The sequence below is a fragment of the Photorhabdus namnaonensis genome, from assembly GCF_001684335.1.
Classification (GTDB): Bacteria; Pseudomonadota; Gammaproteobacteria; order Enterobacterales; family Enterobacteriaceae; genus Photorhabdus; species Photorhabdus namnaonensis.
Genome location: NZ_LOIC01000061.1, coordinates 194,769 through 211,816, shown reverse-complemented (window position 1 = coordinate 211,816; position 17,048 = coordinate 194,769). Strand labels below are relative to the sequence as shown.

Sequence of the window (17,048 nt, the reverse complement as noted above, 5' to 3'; positions counted from 1 at the left end):
CCTGTTTTCTCAGGCTAAATGGTTCACAGCAGAAAATAAAATAATGGAGAAAAAATATGCCGGATTTTTCAATACAGAGAGCTAACACCAGAATCTATATTCATCAAACTGAATTGCATCAACCAACTGCAACGGATAAAACTAGCCATTGTTGCGAGCCATTATTAAATAATACCATTGATAGTCCACTGACAGCACCAACCTCGGTTATCACACGTTGGAATGAAAAATCCGTCGTAACCAATAAACAAATTGAAGCTAATATTTCTCGTTTAGCCAGCGAAAGCACTGCCGCCCATAAAACAGTTGATTCTCTCTTGTCCAACTTGGTAAAACTTTTTGTTCGCGCGGAGGGAAATGAGTTAACCGCAATCACTAAAATGCTTAATGCCTATACCGGAGATAAGCCCGGTTTTAGTATTGTCGGTCAACTTGGCGCAGGTGGATTTACTCGAATCATTAGTGAAGCACGGCAGAATGGTGTAAGACCTGATAGGGCAAATACAGAACCGCTAACATTGAGAGAGAAAGCCACAGCTTATTATGATCTCACCAACTCAGCTTATTTCCGCGATACTCTGGAGAAAATTTATTCATCACCTGACTTGAAATCAGAATTCAAGGATATAATTGATATTGGTTACTTGGAAAGTAAAAATTTTGCACCTGCTCGCGGTTCCACTAAGGAAAAGCCTTTACCAGATCAATTGAATCTCTACACTTTTAAAAATGAAAATAAACTTAATGCCTCTGAAAATCCTGAATTATATCAGGTGACTAAACAGGTAAATGGGCAAGAAGTTATTAGTAACCCGGCTCTGGCCGGCAATAGTCTTACAAAAGTCCAAAATGATTTCAGAACAGCAGCGCCTGATAAGGATAGTGTCTGGTCAACCGCCGCTTCACTTGAAGCCAATAATCGTCTGACCAGCCGGGAATCGGCATTTGCCAGTTTAAATCCTCGCAACCGGTTGGACAGAACTGACTATCAATTTGGTCGGTCAGAACCTATCAAAGCACATCAAGAGTTAGCTAAGGACAACATTATCGTACAACGTGGTAACGGCTTTTCTGTCTGGAATGTGAAAGAAAATACAGGCTTTTCTCAGGATGCCGCTTTACACAATTTGCCAACTGTCGCTGCGCCTTCGGGTACTACGGATCGTTTTATTACTGCGGCCAGGTTGTTGGGCGCCGGTCTGAAAAATGATCTTGCTTTAGGTACGCCTACTAACGGCGAATCACCAGAGCAATCCATTCAACGTGGGGATCGGGAAATGAAAGAGCTCACTCGATGGCTGGCAACCGGTTATCTGGTTGATGATAATCATCATTCTATGATTGAAGTTAATTTAGGCGCGGCTAACCACGGTTTAGCGCCTCAGTGGGGATTGAATCTCTATACCGAACCCTTTTCTTCTCCTATCCATGCCAAAGGGTTTAGCGTATCCAGCCAGGAAATATTGGCGGAATTAGAAGGCCGTGATGATGTCCACACAGATTACTCTACTTTCAGGAAAGATCTGTACGGCGGAAGTCGGGCAACAGTTAACGCGGATGGCAGCATAAAAACAAGCTCCAAATAAGTACGCTTTTCTCCAGAAGAAAAACTGATCATTTCTTTATTCATGATCTTCCTGTCGTACTGCTCAGGAAGATCACGTTGGTCTTAGGCTAGGAAGGATATCAACATACCTTACACACTGCACAAATTAATGGTAATGTGTGACCCAATTACGTGTTCCACTGGAGGTTCCATGATCGATCTGTATTATGCTCCAACGCCAAACGGCCATAAAATCACCCTCTTCCTGGAAGAAGCGGGTCTTCCCTATCATATTCACCGAATTGATATTGGCGCCGGAGATCAATTCAAACCTGAATTTCTTGCCATTTCGCCTAATAATAAGATTCCCGCCATCGTTGATCAGCAACCAGTCGATGGGGGTAAACCTATCGCCATTTTCGAATCTGGCGCCATTCTTACTTATCTGGCAGAGAAAACGGGTAAGTTACTCAGCAAAGATATGCGTGAGCGTATTCAAAGCCTACAATGGCTGTTTTGGCAGGTCGGGGGCTTTGGCCCAATGCTAGGACAAAATCACCATTTTAGTCACTTCGCGCCGGAGAAAGTCCCTTACGCGATTAATCGTTATCAGGAAGAGACAAAGCGCTTGTATCAAGTCCTAAATACTCAATTGGAAAAAACACCCTATCTGGGCGGTCAGGAATACAGTATTGCTGATATCTCAACTTATCCGTGGGTTCGTGCCTATGAACGTCAGAATATTGATCTGAACGATTATCCGGCAGTGAAAAAATGGTTTGATGCTATCAGCCAACGCCCCGCCACTCAAATTGCCTATAGCAAAGCCTAATACTTGTCTGCGGGGTAACTATTTCCCCGCAAAACTTGATCCGACTGACAGATAGCGATATCTTTAACCACCAGCCCTTATATCTCTGCTATATGCTATAGTTTTTATATCAACAACAGTTCTTATATCAACAATTTAGATTATAGGAGTGGTTATGCGTATTTTAATCACTGGCGGAACAGGTTTGATTGGTAGCCGTCTGGTTTGCCAACTTCTTTCTTTATCCCATTCCATTACTATTCTAAGCCGCTCACCTCAAAAAGTTTATTCTCTATTCAGCAACCAAGCTGAATGCTGGACCAGCCTGAAAGATAAAACCGATCTCAACGATTTTAATGCCGTAATCAATCTTGCTGGCGAACCCATAGCAAACAAGCTATGGACTTCAACGCAAAAAGAGAAGCTGTGCCAGAGTCGCTGGACATTGACAGAGCAACTCAGCAAGCTCATTAATGCCAGCCAGACACCACCAGAAGTCTTTATTTCCGGCTCTGCGGTAGGCTATTACGGGGATCAGAATCAAACAGTCGTCACAGAGCATGAGCCGCCTCATGATGAATTTACTCATCAGCTATGTAAGCAGTGGGAACAACTTGCATTACAGGCAGCCAGTGATAAAACCCGGGTGTGTCTTTTACGTACTGGTGTTGTACTGGCAAAAAACGGCGGAGCACTGAAAAAAATGCTTCCCCTGTTCCGTCTTGGGCTTGGCGGCCCTATGGGGAGCGGGAAACAGTATCTGCCCTGGATTCATATTGACGATATGGTGAATGGCATCTATTACCTGTTAATGACGCCTGATTTGAGCGGTCCTTTTAATATGACCGCCCCTTATCCAGTACATAATGATCAATTTGCCGCAACACTGGGAGAAGTATTGCACCGCCCTGCCATTATTCGAACACCTGCTTTTGTGCTGAAATTACTGATGGGAGAAGCTTCAGCGCTGGTACTAGGCGGGCAACAGGCCATACCGCATAACTTGGAACAAGCGGGTTTTGGCTTCCGCTATTTTCAGCTAAAAGAGGCATTTGAAGACCTGCTAAATGCTAAATCTCAACGCTTTTAGCCCCTTGCCAGCGGGTAAATAGATCATGAGGCAGCTCAATATCAAACTGATCAAGCACTCGGTTAACTGTCTGGTCAATAATATCCTGAATCTGTTGAGGCTGATGATAAAATGCAGGCACAGGCGGCATAATCACCGCGCCAATTTCCGCCGCTTGAGTCATCAGCCTGAGATGCCCCAAATGCAACGGCGTTTCTCTCACCCCAAGCACTAACTTACGACTTTCTTTTAATACAACATCTGCCGCTCTGGTCACTAATCCATCAGTATAGCTGTGAACAATACCTGAAAGGGTTTTTATTGAGCATGGCAGAATGACCATGCCCGAAGTTTTGAATGAACCTGAAGAGATGGCAGCGGCAATATCTCTGCTGTCATACACAACATCAGCCAGCGCCTGCACATCTCGTAAACTATAATTTGTTTCAAGCGCCAGTGTCTGGCGGGCGGAACGACTGATAACCAGATGTGTCTCTATTCCTTCAACTGGTTGTAAAACTTGCAGTAGCCTTACGCCATAAATAGCCCCGCTTGCTCCTGTAAGCCCTACTATCAATCTTTTCATTTTTTCCTCATCAAACACTGAACAGCTATTTAAACCCGAGGGCCATCAACCTTCATTATAGATATCCAAGTTTTCGATTTCATTCTGATTATTCAGCTTTACTTCATCATCTTTACGCAGATTCTCCAGATAATAGAGATAAGTCTGGTCGACGTCTTTGGTAACATAAACACCATTGAATACTGAACACTCAAACCCATCAATATCCGGGTTTTCTTCACGAACAGCGTCGATCAGATCGGTTAAATCCTGAAATATCAATGCATCTGCACCAATAAGTTGACGAATTTCATCCACTTCACGCCCGTGAGCAATCAGTTCATTTGCATTGGGCATATCAATGCCATAAACATTCGGGAAACGCACTTCTGGTGCTGCCGAAGCAAGATAAACTCTCTTCGCGCCCGCTTCACGCGCCATATCAACAATCTGTTCTGACGTTGTACCACGTACGATAGAGTCGTCCACCAATAGCACATTTTTATCACGGAATTCCGCGCGATTAGCATTCAGTTTACGGCGGACTGATTTCCGGCGTTCCTGTTGCCCAGGCATGATAAATGTCCGGCCAACATAGCGATTTTTCACAAATCCCTGACGATAAGGTTTTCCGAGTATGCGGGCAATTTCTAGCGCGACATCGCAAGATGTTTCGGGGATTGGAATCACCACATCAATATGCAAATCTTCCCATTCACGGGCGATTTTGGCCCCCAGTTTATGCCCCATCCGTATGCGAGCGTTATAAACCGAAATTTTATCAATAAAAGAATCTGGGCGAGCTAAATAGACAAATTCAAATAAGCAGGGGGTCAGAGAAGGATTTTCAGCACATTGACGACTAAATAGCTGACCTTGTTCAGTAATATAAATTGCTTCACCTGATGCGACATCCCGTAGGAATTCAAAGCCTAGCGTATCCAATGCAACGCTTTCAGAAGCGACCATATATTCATTACGGCCATCATCCAAGGTACGCTTACCTAAAACCAACGGACGAATACCATGCGGATCACGGAAAGCCACTAATCCATGACCAATAATCATCGCAATGCAGGCATAAGCACCACTCACCTGTTTATGCATTGCCGCTACTGCCGCAAAAATATTGTCAGGCTCCAATGGATAATGCTGGAAGCAATCTAGTTCACTAGCAAAAACATTGAGCAAAATCTCAGAATCTGACGTGGTATTCACATGGCGACGGGCATCCTCAAACAGTTTTTTCTTCAACTCATGAGCATTCGTCAAATTACCATTGTGTGTCAATGTAATACCAAATGGAGAGTTCACATAAAACGGTTGAGCCTCCGATGCACTGGAACTGCCCGCTGTCGGATAGCGAACATGACCAATCCCGATCGTTCCCTGTAAACGCAGCATATGCCGGGCTTCAAACACGTCTCTCACTAAGCCATTGGCCTTGCGTAAACGAAACCCATTGTTACCATCAATAGTGGCAATGCCCGCAGCATCTTGCCCACGGTGCTGAAGCACCGTCAACGCATCATAAATCGACTGGTTAACCGGTGTAAAACCGACGATACCAACAATACCGCACATGTAGTTTTTCCTCATCAGCCAAACGGAGAGGTATATTTCTCCGGCAAGAAACTTGACGCATTTTGCAGGTAGTCAAAGAACCACCTAATGATATGACTGAACTGTGGGATCAATTGTGACTGTTTCCAATCTTCACTTCGAGCCAGTGGTGTAAATGTATCCAGAAAAAACAGAATAGCCGCGACAATCAGTACACCACGCAATGCCCCAAAGCAGACCCCCAATACTCGATCAGTACCTGACAATCCAGTCCGTTGCACAAGAGAACCTATCACATAGTTCACCACGGAACCGACAATCAAAGTAGCAATAAACAGCAACGCAATAGCGATCCCATTACGCACCAATTCATCTTCAAAACGGGTGAAATAGACCGCTAAGTAAGTATAAAAATGGCTTGCCACAAAGAAAGCACATCCCCAAGTAACCAGCGATAACGCCTCACGAATAAACCCACGAATCAGGCTAACTAATGCCGAGAAGCCAATAATGGCGATAATAACGTAATCAATCCAAACCATGTTTTAATTCCAAAATAGACACCTCGGCATCCGTTTCAAGTGCATTCTAACAGAAAACGAAAACGTTTGCGTAGCAAGATTTCCTATCCCGCTGAAAATAATTGGACGGCGAATTTGAGTAATCACCATCACCGCAATCACTTAAGATTTACTTCTTCATGATCGTTGTCCTATTCGTCACATAGGCATCGCCCACTTTTTATTACAATCGGTAACTATTATGGCCGATAACTCCTTACTTGCCCTTGTAATCCAGTCAAACTTTTCAATTCTGATAATGCCGAGTCAAGTTGTTGCTTAGAGGCATTCGGACCAACATATATTCTGGTTAATTGCCCCTGAACCGGAGATGAAGGAACCGTATAAACCTGATAACCGGACAAACGTAATCTGGCAACGATTTCATCTACCTTTCCGGCATTTTTTAAAGCACCCAGTTGTACGATATAAGCCTGCCCTTGCGGGGCGGTTTCAACCGGTTTAACTTCAGGTTTCTGCTCTGGCTTGATGTCTGGTTTAGGTTTAAGCGCCGGAGCGAGCGGCTTAGTCTCTGGTTTTGGTTCAAGCTTAATCTGTGGTTGAAGCTTCACTTCTGGCTGAGCAACAGGAGGGACTATCAGCGTGGGATTAGGAGTAGTAACCAATGGTATTTCCGGCTGCTCCAATGTTTCTGGTTGCAATGCCTCTGTCTCATCTTCCAGAGGCACTGATAATATTGGTGGATTAAGAGGAGGTATAGATTCAATTTCTTGCTCATCCCCAGGCTTTGGAACCAAGGGAATTGATGCAAATTTATCTTCGTTATATTTCTTGTTGCCGTCTAATAACGCAGGCAGCACAATAACACCCAATGCTACCAAGACAATTGTTCCAACCAAACGATTCTGAAATCTACTTGCCACTTCCCTTCTCCCTGTCCAGAGCCTCCATGACATGCGCTACCGTGTGGAATGAACCACAAACGACAACAATATCTTGCTCATCAGCATCAACCATCGCCTGATGCCAGGCACTTTCCACATCAGTAAATAGCCGTGGCTGTTCAAGATACTGCGCCAATGTCTGTGCGTCCGCACCACGCAATTCAGTCAACGGAGCGCAATACCACTCATTTATTTGCTGTGACAGGCAAGTCAGTGTACCGGCAATATCTTTATCACCTAACATACCCACGACACCCAGGATTCTGCTACCCGGTTGGCGAGGTAATTGGGCCAGTTTCTGTACCAGATAAGCCGCCGCATGGGGATTATGCGCCACGTCCAAGATCAACAATGGATTTTCACGAACTATCTGGAAACGTCCCGGCAACTGTGCATTTTGCAGCCCTTGATGGATGGCGCTCTCATTAATAGCCCGGCTGACTTTATCATCTTGTCGTAACAGGCAACAAATAACTCCCATTGCCGTCGCGGCATTCATCAGAGGAACATTTGGCAAAGGTAGATTGCTAAATAGCCTATCATCAGACTGCCAGAGCCAGTTTTTATCCTGTTGAGAGAAACGCCAATCAACGCCGCAACGGAACAACTTGGCGCCTAATTCGTCCGCAACTTCCGCCACAGAAGATGGCATATCCGGCTCACCCACTACGGCAAAATGATCTTTACGGAAAATCCCCGCCTTCTCACGACCAATATGCTCGCGGTCCGACCCCAACCAATCAATATGATCAAGTGCAATGCTGGTAATAGCGGCAATATCGGCATCTACAATATTTGTCGCATCCAACCGCCCACCTAAGCCTACTTCTAAGATGACCACATCCAGACAAGCTTGTTTAAACAGTTGCAAAGCCGCCAATGTGCCATATTCAAAATAAGTGAGTGAAATATCGCCGCGACGAGATTCAATATCCGCAAATACACGACAGAATTCCTGTTCAGGTAACTCTTTCCCCTGAATACGCACTCTTTCGGTATAACGTACAAGATGCGGAGAGCTGTAAACACCCACTCTCAGCCCGGACGCCAACAAAATAGATTCTATCGTGCAACAGGTGGTTCCTTTGCCATTAGTCCCGGATACAGTGATCACCTTAGGCGCAGGATTAACCAATTCTAACGTTTGGGCAAGCTTCCCCACACGCTCAAGCCCCATATCAATGGCCTTAGTGTGCAGGTTCCCAAGATAGGAAAGCCACGTCATCAATGGCGACGTGGCTCGAGGAATTTGTAAAGTGTCAGACATCTTCTTTATTGGTGTTTATTTGAATATCCGCCTCGACATCAGCGGGTTCTGCCACAAATTCAGCAACAATTGGCTTAGTACCTGGCTGCGACTGATGAGTGAGTTTAGAAAGTAAACTGGCAAGTGTGTCACGCATTTCAGGACGACGAACAATCATGTCAATCGCTCCCTTTTCCAGCAAAAACTCACTACGCTGGAAACCGGACGGTAATTTTTCACGGACAGTCTGCTCAATAACTCTTGGCCCGGCAAAACCAATCAATGCCTTTGGTTCAGCAATATTGATATCACCTAACATCGCCAGACTTGCCGAAACACCGCCCATTGTCGGATCGGTCATGACAGAGATATAAGGCAAACCACGTTCTTGCATTTTTGCTAAAGCGGCACTGGTTTTCGCCATCTGCATCAATGACATCAATGCCTCTTGCATACGAGCGCCGCCACTGGCAGAAAAACAAATCAGAGGACAATTGTCTGCCAACGCTTGTTCTATGGCACGGACAAAACGGGCTCCAACAACCGAAGCCATAGAACCGCCCATAAATGCAAATTCAAAAGCAGCAACAACAACTGGCATACCACTCAGAGTGCCTTTCATCACGATCAGGGCATCTTTCTCTTGGGTTTGTTTCTGCGCCGCTGATATACGATCTTTATACTTTTTGGAATCGCGGAATTTAAGAATATCTTTTGGCTCTAATTCCCCTCCTAATTCCGTCGTTGCTCCTTCATCAAGAAATGTCGCCAATCGGGTACGCGCCGAAATACGCATGTGATGATCACATTTAGGGCAAACCTCAAGATTGCGCTCTAGCTCAGCACGGTAGAGCACCTGACTGCAACTATCACATTTAGTCCAAACCCCTTCTGGAATATTCGCTTTACGAGTTTGGGTAATGTTGCTTTTATTAAGAATTTTTTCAATCCAGCTCATTGAATGATCTTTCCGTCTGAATCTGGCTTATGCCAGTTTTGTTATTTGTGTGCCATTAAACCACAATGCTATTACAGTGTGGATAAAAAACTGCTCAAACCTGTTACCGGTTATCACTATTCTGCTTCATCACCGCACGACGATGACGCCAAATTTCAATCACTCCGGGCAGGATTGAGATAAAGATGATAGCGACAATCAACAGTTTCAAATTCTGTTGTACCATTGGCATATCACCGAATATATAACCAGAATAGGTGAATAACAGTACCCAAACTAGTGCGCCAATCACGTTATAAGCAGCAAAACGACGATAAGACATTTTCCCCATACCTGCAACAAATGGTGCGAATGTTCTGATAATCGGTACAAATCTCGCCAAAATAATTGCCTTCCCACCATGTTTTTCATAAAACTCATGTGTTTTATCTAAATAACTGCGACGGAAAATTTTTGAATTTGGATTAATAAATAATCTTTCGCCAAAAATGCGACCAATAGCATAGTTCACAGCATCGCCAATAACAGCCGCAATAATCATCAACACCACCATGAGATGTACATTCAGATCATTTGAGTCCAAAGCCGCTAAAGCACCGGCGACAAATAACAGCGAATCTCCCGGCAGAAACGGCGTAATCACTAATCCTGTTTCACAAAATAAAATCAGAAACAGAATGCCATACACCCAATGACCATATCGTGCGACCAGTTCGGCTAAATGAATGTCAATATGGAGAATGAAATCAATAATAAATTTAGCAAAATCAACAAAATGAGTCAGAAATTCCATCATATTCCCCGCGATGCCAAAACATCCGTGTCGGCAACTAACAAATGTTAAATCAGATCATCTGCCAAAAACAGAGGTCCCATAGCAGCGCCAGGCAAATCAAATTGCGCCGGATAATCAACCGCAACCAAATACAACCCTGCCGCTTTTGCCGTCGCAGCGGCTTTCGTCCGGTCTTTTAAAGCAAGCAACTGGGCCATCCAGTTAATATCCTGATTCCCACAACCAATTTCCATCAGGCTACCGGCTATATTACGCACCATATGATGTACAAAAGCATTGGCTTTAATATCTATGACAACATAATGCCCATAACGGTTGACATTAATGTGCATTACATTACGCCAAGGTGTTTTAGATTGGCATTGCACTGCACGGAAAGAGGTAAAATCATTTTCCCCTAACAAACATTGCGCTGCCTGATGCATCCGCTTTTCATCCAGTGGATAGTGAAAATGGGTCACGCCATTGGCCAGCACTGCCGGACGGTAACGATGATTAAAAATAATGTAACGGTATCGTCGGGCAGTCGCACTAAAACGGGCATGGAAACTCTCATCCACGGTTTTTACCCAACGAACAGCAATATCCGGCGGTAAGTGTACGTTCACACCCATTGTCCATGCGGCATCCTTGCGCTGAACAGCCGTTTCAAAATGCACAACTTGCCCTGTCGCATGTACTCCAGCATCGGTCCGACCAGCACAAAATACTGATACAGATTCATCGGCGACTTTTGATAATGCTTCCTCAAGGCATCCTTGAACACTTTTCACTTCTTGCTGACGTTGCCAGCCATAATATCGGCTGCCATCGTACTCAATGCCCAATGCAATTTTCATTTTTGAACCTGGCACAGATTCCGTTTGTTCTGTACCGAACATCAGTAAAATTGCTCCTGAATCAGTTTTTCCGCTATCTCAACAGCCATTAATGCACCACCAAATCGGATGTTGTCGGCCACAGACCAGAATTGTAATACTTCCGGCATACCATAATCATGGCGCAGACAACCAATACTCAGCGCATCATTACCTGATGCTTCTGTCACCGGCGTCGGATAATCGCCTTCATCTGCAACGTTAATATCAACCATCCGCTCTAATTCTTCTCGAGCTTCTTCCACTCCGACCGGACGCAAGGTTTCCAAATGAACGACCTGAGCATTACCATAAAAAACAGAAGACTGAACGCAACTCACTGAAATGGGTAGTCCCTCATCCTGTAAAACTTTGCGTATTTGATCCACAAGGCGACGCTCTTCACTCACAGAACCTTCAACATCTGTTGGCAACGGCAAGAGATTAAATGCCAGTTGTTTACTGAAACGGCCTGGCTCCGGTGGGATGCCGTTAAGTAAACGAGCGCTCTGCCCGGCTAATTCATCAACCGCCGCCTTGCCATGAACGGAAACAGAGAACAGATTAGTCAAATGCAAACGTGCAATTCCAGCAGTATCCACCAGCGGTTTAATGGCTGTCAGTACCTGACTGGTCATATTATCCGCCAAAGCGATAATATTACGATTGCGATAATCCGCCAATGCATGAGGGTTAACACCCGGAACAACTAAAGGTACATCCGGTTCCATAGCAAACAACCCACTGCTATCAATCACCAGACAACCTTCTTCTGTCGCTTTTTCAACATATCGTGCCGTGGCTTCTAATCCAGCCACGAAAAAAGCGAGTTGTACCTGTGACCAGTCAAAATCAGCGGCATCGCCAACAAAAAAATTTTTACCATTAAAACGCAGGCTTTCACCGGCACTGCGCTCACTGGCGAGAGGATACAATTCACCAACGGGAAACTGACGCTCTTGTAATAACGCCAATATCGCTTCACCTACTGCCCCTGTCGCACCCAACAGGGCAATATTCCAACCTTCTGACATGTTGGTTTTCTCCATCTATATTTCTGACATGCAGATATATTTCTACACGAATTAAATCAGTTCTGTGCTGAAACCAAGAGCGGCTAACAATTCAGCACTCTCTCTGTTATCACAACACACAGTCAGGGATGACCATTCCCGGCGTTCTAAATAGTTCTTGCGCAGATAATCAAATTGCCCTTTTTGACCGGCCGCTTGCCGTAATGGCATATCATCGCGGCGCACATCATACACTAAATGCATCAACCGCTTCAGTGTGCTTTGAGTCACATTTCCATGCAGGGTAACCCGGCTGAAATCCGGTTCCGGCAATAGATCAGATAAAGCCACTTTGCGAGGGTGACCGAGGAATCCGCAGTAAGCTTCAAATACCTGTGTAGTACCACGCGCTTTACCTTCGAGGGTATAACCTGCGATATGCGGTGTACCAATATCAACTAATTTCAGTAATGGCAGGGATAAATCAGGCTCCGGCTCCCAAACATCCAGAACAACACTGAGTTTCTTGCCGCGTTTTAACTCGGTAAGCAATGCTTGATTATTGACAACCTCGCCGCGGCTGGCGTTAATCAATATGCAATTATCCGGCAAAGCTGACAATAATTCAGCATCCACTAAATGGTGGGTTTTATATGGACCCGATGTATTCAATGGCGTGTGGAATGTCAGAATATCCGCCTCTTTAACCAGTTTCTCCAACGGCCAAAAGTCACCAACATCCCCTCTGGCAGCTCTTGGCGGATCACATAAAAGTGTCCGCACACCAAGAACAGCTAACCGTTCCGCCAGTCTACTGCCGACATTACCGACACCAATAATTCCGACAACTTTATCTTTAAGCTCAAAACTATCACGTTCAGCCAGCAACATTAATGCAGAGAAAACGTATTCAACCACAGCAATGGCATTACATCCCGGCGCCGCTGAAAACCCAATTCCTGCCTGCGATAACCACGACTGATCCACATGGTCAGTCCCTGCGGTAGCCGTGCCGATAAATTTTATTGTGCTACTTTTCAATAATTCCTCATTGACCTTAGTCACCGAGCGAACCATAAATGCGTCCGCATTATCTAGTACACCTTTCGGCACCGGACGCCCCGGAATAGCTTGCACATCCCCCAATGGCTGAAATAGTTGTTCAGCATAAGGCATATTTTCATCAACCAGAATCTTCACTTAATTCCATCCTGTGGCGTAAAACGGACGTAGCTAACTATTCTGCCATTTAATCATAACAAAACCCATAATAACGGTTTCTTTTATTATTAACTTTTCCTGAAACGGTCCGGTGTCGTACCCGCCAATTGCTGAAACACTGCAATAAAAGCAGAAGATGAGCTATAACCCACATCAAAAGCGACTTCATTCACTGTTTTCCCTTGTTCCAATAAGGAAATAGCATGCAAAAACCGTAACCGTTGCCGCCACTCACGAAATGACATTCCCAATTCTTGTCGGCAACGCCGTGACAACGTACGTTCCGAGGTATAACACCGTTTTGCCCATTGTGCTAATGATCTATTATCAGCAGGATTATGTTCAAGTTCCTGTAATATCGGCGCCAAAAGTTTATCTTTAGATGAAGGCAGATAGGTATATTGCACAGGAGACTGGACCAATTGATCAATCAGCACCTGAGCTAACCGCAAATCCTGCTCTGTTTCCGGCACCTTCAAGCCACGTTCAAAACAATCAGCCATAATGATATTGAATATTGGACTTAGCCGGATAATACAAGGTTGCTCTGGTAATAATTTTCCCCACCGAGGAGAGATATCTATTGCCCTAAATCGCATGGCCTTTTTGCTATAACCCGAATGTTCTATTCCTTCCGGTATCCAGACACAAAATTGTGGTGGAGCCAAAAAATGTTGTTCCCCAACACTCATTGCCATTACGCCACAAACGACATAAATAAGTTGCCCAAATGAATGGACATGACGTAAACATTCTGTATTCGCACTGAATAATTCGTTACGAAAAGAGATACTCGCAGGAATAGCCATGACATCTACAGGTTCATTCAGCTTTTCTGTCATATTGTCTTAATTGCCTTATCTATTGTCTGATTATCGTTATATATAATAAACCAGACATCTTTAGACTGAACCTTCATTTTTATCTCAATGCGATTCACTTATATGAATATGATTTTTCCACTTCTGGCAGTCTTGATTTGGTCAATTAATGCTGTGGTGAGTAAAGCCTCTGCCACCGTTATTGATCCGGCTGCAATCTCTTTTTACCGCTGGTTCCTTGCTTTCCTCACATTAACCCCCTTTGTTGTATTACCTGTCATTCGCCAATGGAAAACAATCTGCCAACACTGGTGGAAACTTTTAATACTTAGCTCACTTGGTATGGCGCTTTATCAAAGCCTGGCTTATTACGCGGCACACAGCGTCAGCGCAACATTTATGGGAATTCTTAATTCACTTATTCCTCTTTTAACTGTCGTCATCAGTATATTTGTTTTACGTGTTATCCCCACTGTCGGTATTGCTCTCGGTACTGTTTTATCCCTGTTTGGTTTAGTCTGGTTGGTTAGCGCCGGTGATCCTATATTATTGCTACAACATGGTTTAGGTCGCGGAGAGTTGATGATGTTGATTGCTTCCATCTCCTACGCACTCTATGGCGTATTAACCAAACGTTGGTCTATTCCATTACCTAACTGGCAATCTCTGTATGTGCAAATCGCTTTTGGCGTCCTGTTATTACTGCCCAATTTTTTGTTAGCAAAAGATGTTCAACTAAACACCAACAATATTTCGTTAGTCCTATTCGCTGGTATTCCGGCCTCAATTCTCGCTCCCTACTTATGGATACAAGGTGTTATAAAGCTTGGCGCTAATACTGCTTCCATATTTATGAATCTGGCTCCGGTATTTACCGCAACTATCGCTATTCTGGTTCTGCATGAAGAGATGCACAGTTACCACCTAATTGGCGGAGGTATAACGTTATTGGGCGTTATGCTGGCACAGCAACTACGTACTCCTCTTATTGGACGTAAGACAGAAAAATCTCAGGAAATTAATCGTCAGAAAGCCTAAAAGGAATTCTAACCAATAAACCGCCCAGTATTTCACTGGGCAATAATTGGAGATGAGCGCCATGATAAATACTAATATCTTTGACCAAAGCTAATCCCAGCCCTGCTCCATCATGACCAGCGGCATTATCAAGACGATTAAAAGCCATCAGAGACAAATTGACTTCCTCTTTAGCAATCCCCGGCCCACTGTCATCCACTTCCAAATAACAGTATGCTTTACAAGGGCTGAGAATCACTCTAGCCGTGACAATGCCACCTTCCGGCGTATATTTAATCGCATTGTCCAATAAGTTAGCGCACATCTCTGTCAGTAATACAGGTTCCCCCTTGATCCATTGCGCGTTTTCTCCTTCATAACCCAAATCAATATGTTTACTTTCAGCCTGTTGCAAACGAGAAAAACACGCCTGTTGCAACAATTCAACCAAATTGACTGGCTTATAATCCCTCACGGCCTCCTTTTCATGCGCTTTCAAACGAGAGAGTTGTAATAAACGATCCGTCAGAGAGATAGTATTATCCAATGTACTATTAATGGCCTGTAAACTTTCTTTCCATTGCATGGGATCTTCGCTGGCAAGCGCTACCGCTACTTGAGTTTTTAATACCGTTAATGGCGTTCTGAGTTGATGGGAAGCATCCGCGCTGAACCTCTCCTGTCGGCTCACCATCAGTTTCAGTCGCTCTATATAACGATTAAATGCATATAATAATGGGGAAAGCTCTGACCAAGGCAACATATCCGGTAATGGGGTGAGATCATTAGCGGGACGACGGACCATGACGCCAGAAAGTTTATGCAATGGTTTAAGTAACTGTTTCAACAGAAAGTAAGCCAGAATCAGAGTCAAACCAACCACTGTTCCTTGACTCATCAAAGATGATATTAATAATTGTTGTGCAAGATAATGTCGGGAAGCCACTGTTTCGGCGACCAGTATCAACGCCATTCCCATCATCCCTCCTTCATTAATTGGCTGATAAAGAGCGGCAACTCTAATAGGATGGCCGTGATATTCAGCATCATAGAAATAAACCAGAGCAGTGTATAAATTGGAGCGAAGCGTATCTTTAGGTATTAAAGGCAAATCATCATAACCAGAAATGGTTTTCCCTTCAGGAGATAACACCTGATAAAACAACCTATCATTCATATTTCGCTCAAAACTATCCAGAACAACATAAGGTACATCGACAATCAATTGATTATTCTGGACAGCCAGCCGTTCTGCCACAGTTCGAGCCGATGCCAATAAAGTACGGTCATAAGCCAATGTCGCCGCATTCTCAGCACTGAAATAAAGAGTGCAAACCGATAAACAACCCAACAAAAATAGCGGAACGCCAAAAAACAAGAGTAACTGGTGAAACAAAGAGTTCGGTACTTTAAACCATCTCATCTTTCTGGCGCTCCAGACGATAACCTAACCCCCGTAATGTACTGATCCCCACATTACTGCCTGACAATTTTTTCCGAATCCGGTGTACATAAAGTTCAATACTTTGTGGGTTTGCTTCATCTAACAATGCAAATACCTGTTCAAATAGCTGTTGTTTAGAAACTGGCCTCCCTCGACGATGGAACAATGTTGTCAAAACCGAAAGTTCCCGTGGCGTCAAAGCCAATGGCTCATCGTTCAGGACAAAGTAACCATCATCCTGATAAACAAGGGAGCCGAATGTCAGCGTTTCCTGTAACACATTTGCACTACGCCGAAGTAATGCCCGGATACGTGCCTCCAATTCCTGTAAATCAAAAGGTTTCGTCAGATAATCATCAGCACCAGAATTAAGCCCTTTCACTCGCTCAGAAACATCAGTCTTCGCCGTTAATAATAATACCGGCAAATTTTGCCCACGTTTACGCAAACGAATCAACAATGAAAGGCCATCCAGCCTCGGCAAAGAAACATCTAAAATCAACAATGCATAGCTTTCTGTCTGCAATAATTGATCAGCGATGATGCCATCATTCGCGACATCTACAGCAAACCCCGCACTACTCAATGCTTTTTGCAACCAGTGCAATAATTCCGGGTGGTCTTCCACTAACAGTAAGCGCATATTTTAAATATCT

Annotated in this window: 17 protein-coding genes; 4 read left to right on the top strand and 13 right to left on the bottom strand. The window is 44.3% G+C overall.

Translation table 11 applies throughout. From position 1 onward, the window contains the following. Positions 1-56: 56 nt before the first annotated feature. From Phpb_RS10855 to Phpb_RS10845, 3 genes are all read left to right on the top strand, one after another. Positions 57-1,586, top strand: a complete 1,530-nt coding sequence (locus tag Phpb_RS10855) for a hypothetical protein (protein WP_065390345.1) — start codon at positions 57-59, stop codon at positions 1,584-1,586. Between the two features lie 171 nt (positions 1,587-1,757). Further along, positions 1,758-2,378, top strand: a complete 621-nt coding sequence (yfcG, locus tag Phpb_RS10850; protein ID WP_040149674.1) for a GSH-dependent disulfide bond oxidoreductase — start codon at positions 1,758-1,760, stop codon at positions 2,376-2,378. Between the two features lie 154 nt (positions 2,379-2,532). Next, positions 2,533-3,447 carry a TIGR01777 family oxidoreductase gene (locus tag Phpb_RS10845; protein WP_065390344.1) on the top strand — a complete coding sequence of 305 codons (915 nt, stop codon included), beginning with the start codon at positions 2,533-2,535 and terminating at the stop codon, positions 3,445-3,447. Here the strand turns inward: Phpb_RS10845 and Phpb_RS10840 are convergent. The 11 genes from Phpb_RS10840 to Phpb_RS10790 all read right to left on the bottom strand — a co-directional run bounded on the left by Phpb_RS10840 (position 3,428) and on the right by Phpb_RS10790 (position 13,952). After that, complete coding sequence (locus Phpb_RS10840; RefSeq protein ID WP_065390343.1) at positions 3,428-4,012, bottom strand: UbiX family flavin prenyltransferase; 585 nt, start codon at positions 4,010-4,012, stop codon at positions 3,428-3,430. The two genes, Phpb_RS10845 and Phpb_RS10840, sit on opposite strands and share 20 nt — an antisense overlap. 45 nt (positions 4,013-4,057) lie before the next feature. Next, positions 4,058-5,575, bottom strand: a complete 1,518-nt coding sequence (purF, locus tag Phpb_RS10835) for an amidophosphoribosyltransferase (protein WP_065390342.1) — start codon at positions 5,573-5,575, stop codon at positions 4,058-4,060. Positions 5,576-5,589: 14 nt separating this feature from the next. Further along, positions 5,590-6,096, bottom strand: coding sequence for a colicin V production protein (cvpA, locus tag Phpb_RS10830; protein ID WP_036778783.1), 507 nt, complete (start codon positions 6,094-6,096; stop codon positions 5,590-5,592). 218 nt (positions 6,097-6,314) lie between these two features. Beyond that, complete coding sequence (gene dedD, locus Phpb_RS10825) at positions 6,315-6,998, bottom strand: cell division protein DedD (protein ID WP_065390341.1); 684 nt, start codon at positions 6,996-6,998, stop codon at positions 6,315-6,317. After that, a complete protein-coding gene (gene folC / locus Phpb_RS10820; protein WP_065390340.1) occupies positions 6,988-8,286 on the bottom strand; it encodes a bifunctional tetrahydrofolate synthase/dihydrofolate synthase in 1,299 nt (432 codons plus the stop codon). The genes dedD and folC overlap by 11 nt, the downstream gene beginning before the upstream one ends. Next, complete coding sequence (gene accD / locus Phpb_RS10815; protein WP_065390339.1) at positions 8,279-9,223, bottom strand: acetyl-CoA carboxylase, carboxyltransferase subunit beta; 945 nt, start codon at positions 9,221-9,223, stop codon at positions 8,279-8,281. Before accD ends, folC begins: the two co-directional genes overlap by 8 nt. Before the next feature lie 103 nt (positions 9,224-9,326). Then, on the bottom strand, positions 9,327-10,016 hold the full coding sequence (locus Phpb_RS10810) for a DedA family protein (RefSeq protein ID WP_065390338.1): 690 nt from the start codon (positions 10,014-10,016) through the stop codon (positions 9,327-9,329). Between the two features lie 47 nt (positions 10,017-10,063). After that, positions 10,064-10,858 carry a tRNA pseudouridine(38-40) synthase TruA gene (gene truA / locus Phpb_RS10805; protein WP_205634765.1) on the bottom strand — a complete coding sequence of 265 codons (795 nt, stop codon included), beginning with the start codon at positions 10,856-10,858 and terminating at the stop codon, positions 10,064-10,066. A 41-nt stretch (positions 10,859-10,899) separates the two neighbouring features. Further along, the gene (locus tag Phpb_RS10800) at positions 10,900-11,910 is read right to left on the bottom strand and encodes an aspartate-semialdehyde dehydrogenase (RefSeq protein ID WP_065390336.1); all 1,011 of its coding nucleotides are present in this window, start codon (positions 11,908-11,910) and stop codon (positions 10,900-10,902) included. Positions 11,911-11,961: 51 nt separating this feature from the next. Then, positions 11,962-13,089, bottom strand: a complete 1,128-nt coding sequence (gene pdxB, locus Phpb_RS10795) for a 4-phosphoerythronate dehydrogenase PdxB (RefSeq protein ID WP_065390335.1) — start codon at positions 13,087-13,089, stop codon at positions 11,962-11,964. Between the two features lie 89 nt (positions 13,090-13,178). Further along, complete coding sequence (locus Phpb_RS10790; protein WP_065390334.1) at positions 13,179-13,952, bottom strand: helix-turn-helix domain-containing protein; 774 nt, start codon at positions 13,950-13,952, stop codon at positions 13,179-13,181. Positions 13,953-14,054: 102 nt separating this feature from the next. On the opposite strand from Phpb_RS10790, the gene Phpb_RS10785 reads away from it, so the two are divergent. Continuing rightward, positions 14,055-14,969 (top strand): DMT family transporter, encoded by a 915-nt coding sequence (locus Phpb_RS10785; RefSeq protein WP_065390333.1) that lies wholly within the window; start codon positions 14,055-14,057, stop codon positions 14,967-14,969. Here Phpb_RS10785 and Phpb_RS10780 read toward each other — a convergent pair. Both Phpb_RS10780 and tctD read right to left on the bottom strand, forming a co-directional pair. After that, a complete protein-coding gene (locus Phpb_RS10780) occupies positions 14,950-16,371 on the bottom strand; it encodes a sensor histidine kinase (RefSeq protein WP_065390332.1) in 1,422 nt (473 codons plus the stop codon). The two genes, Phpb_RS10785 and Phpb_RS10780, sit on opposite strands and share 20 nt — an antisense overlap. Beyond that, complete coding sequence (gene tctD / locus Phpb_RS10775) at positions 16,358-17,035, bottom strand: transcriptional regulator TctD (RefSeq protein ID WP_065390331.1); 678 nt, start codon at positions 17,033-17,035, stop codon at positions 16,358-16,360. The genes Phpb_RS10780 and tctD overlap by 14 nt, the downstream gene beginning before the upstream one ends. Between the last annotated feature and the right edge of the window lie 13 nt (positions 17,036-17,048).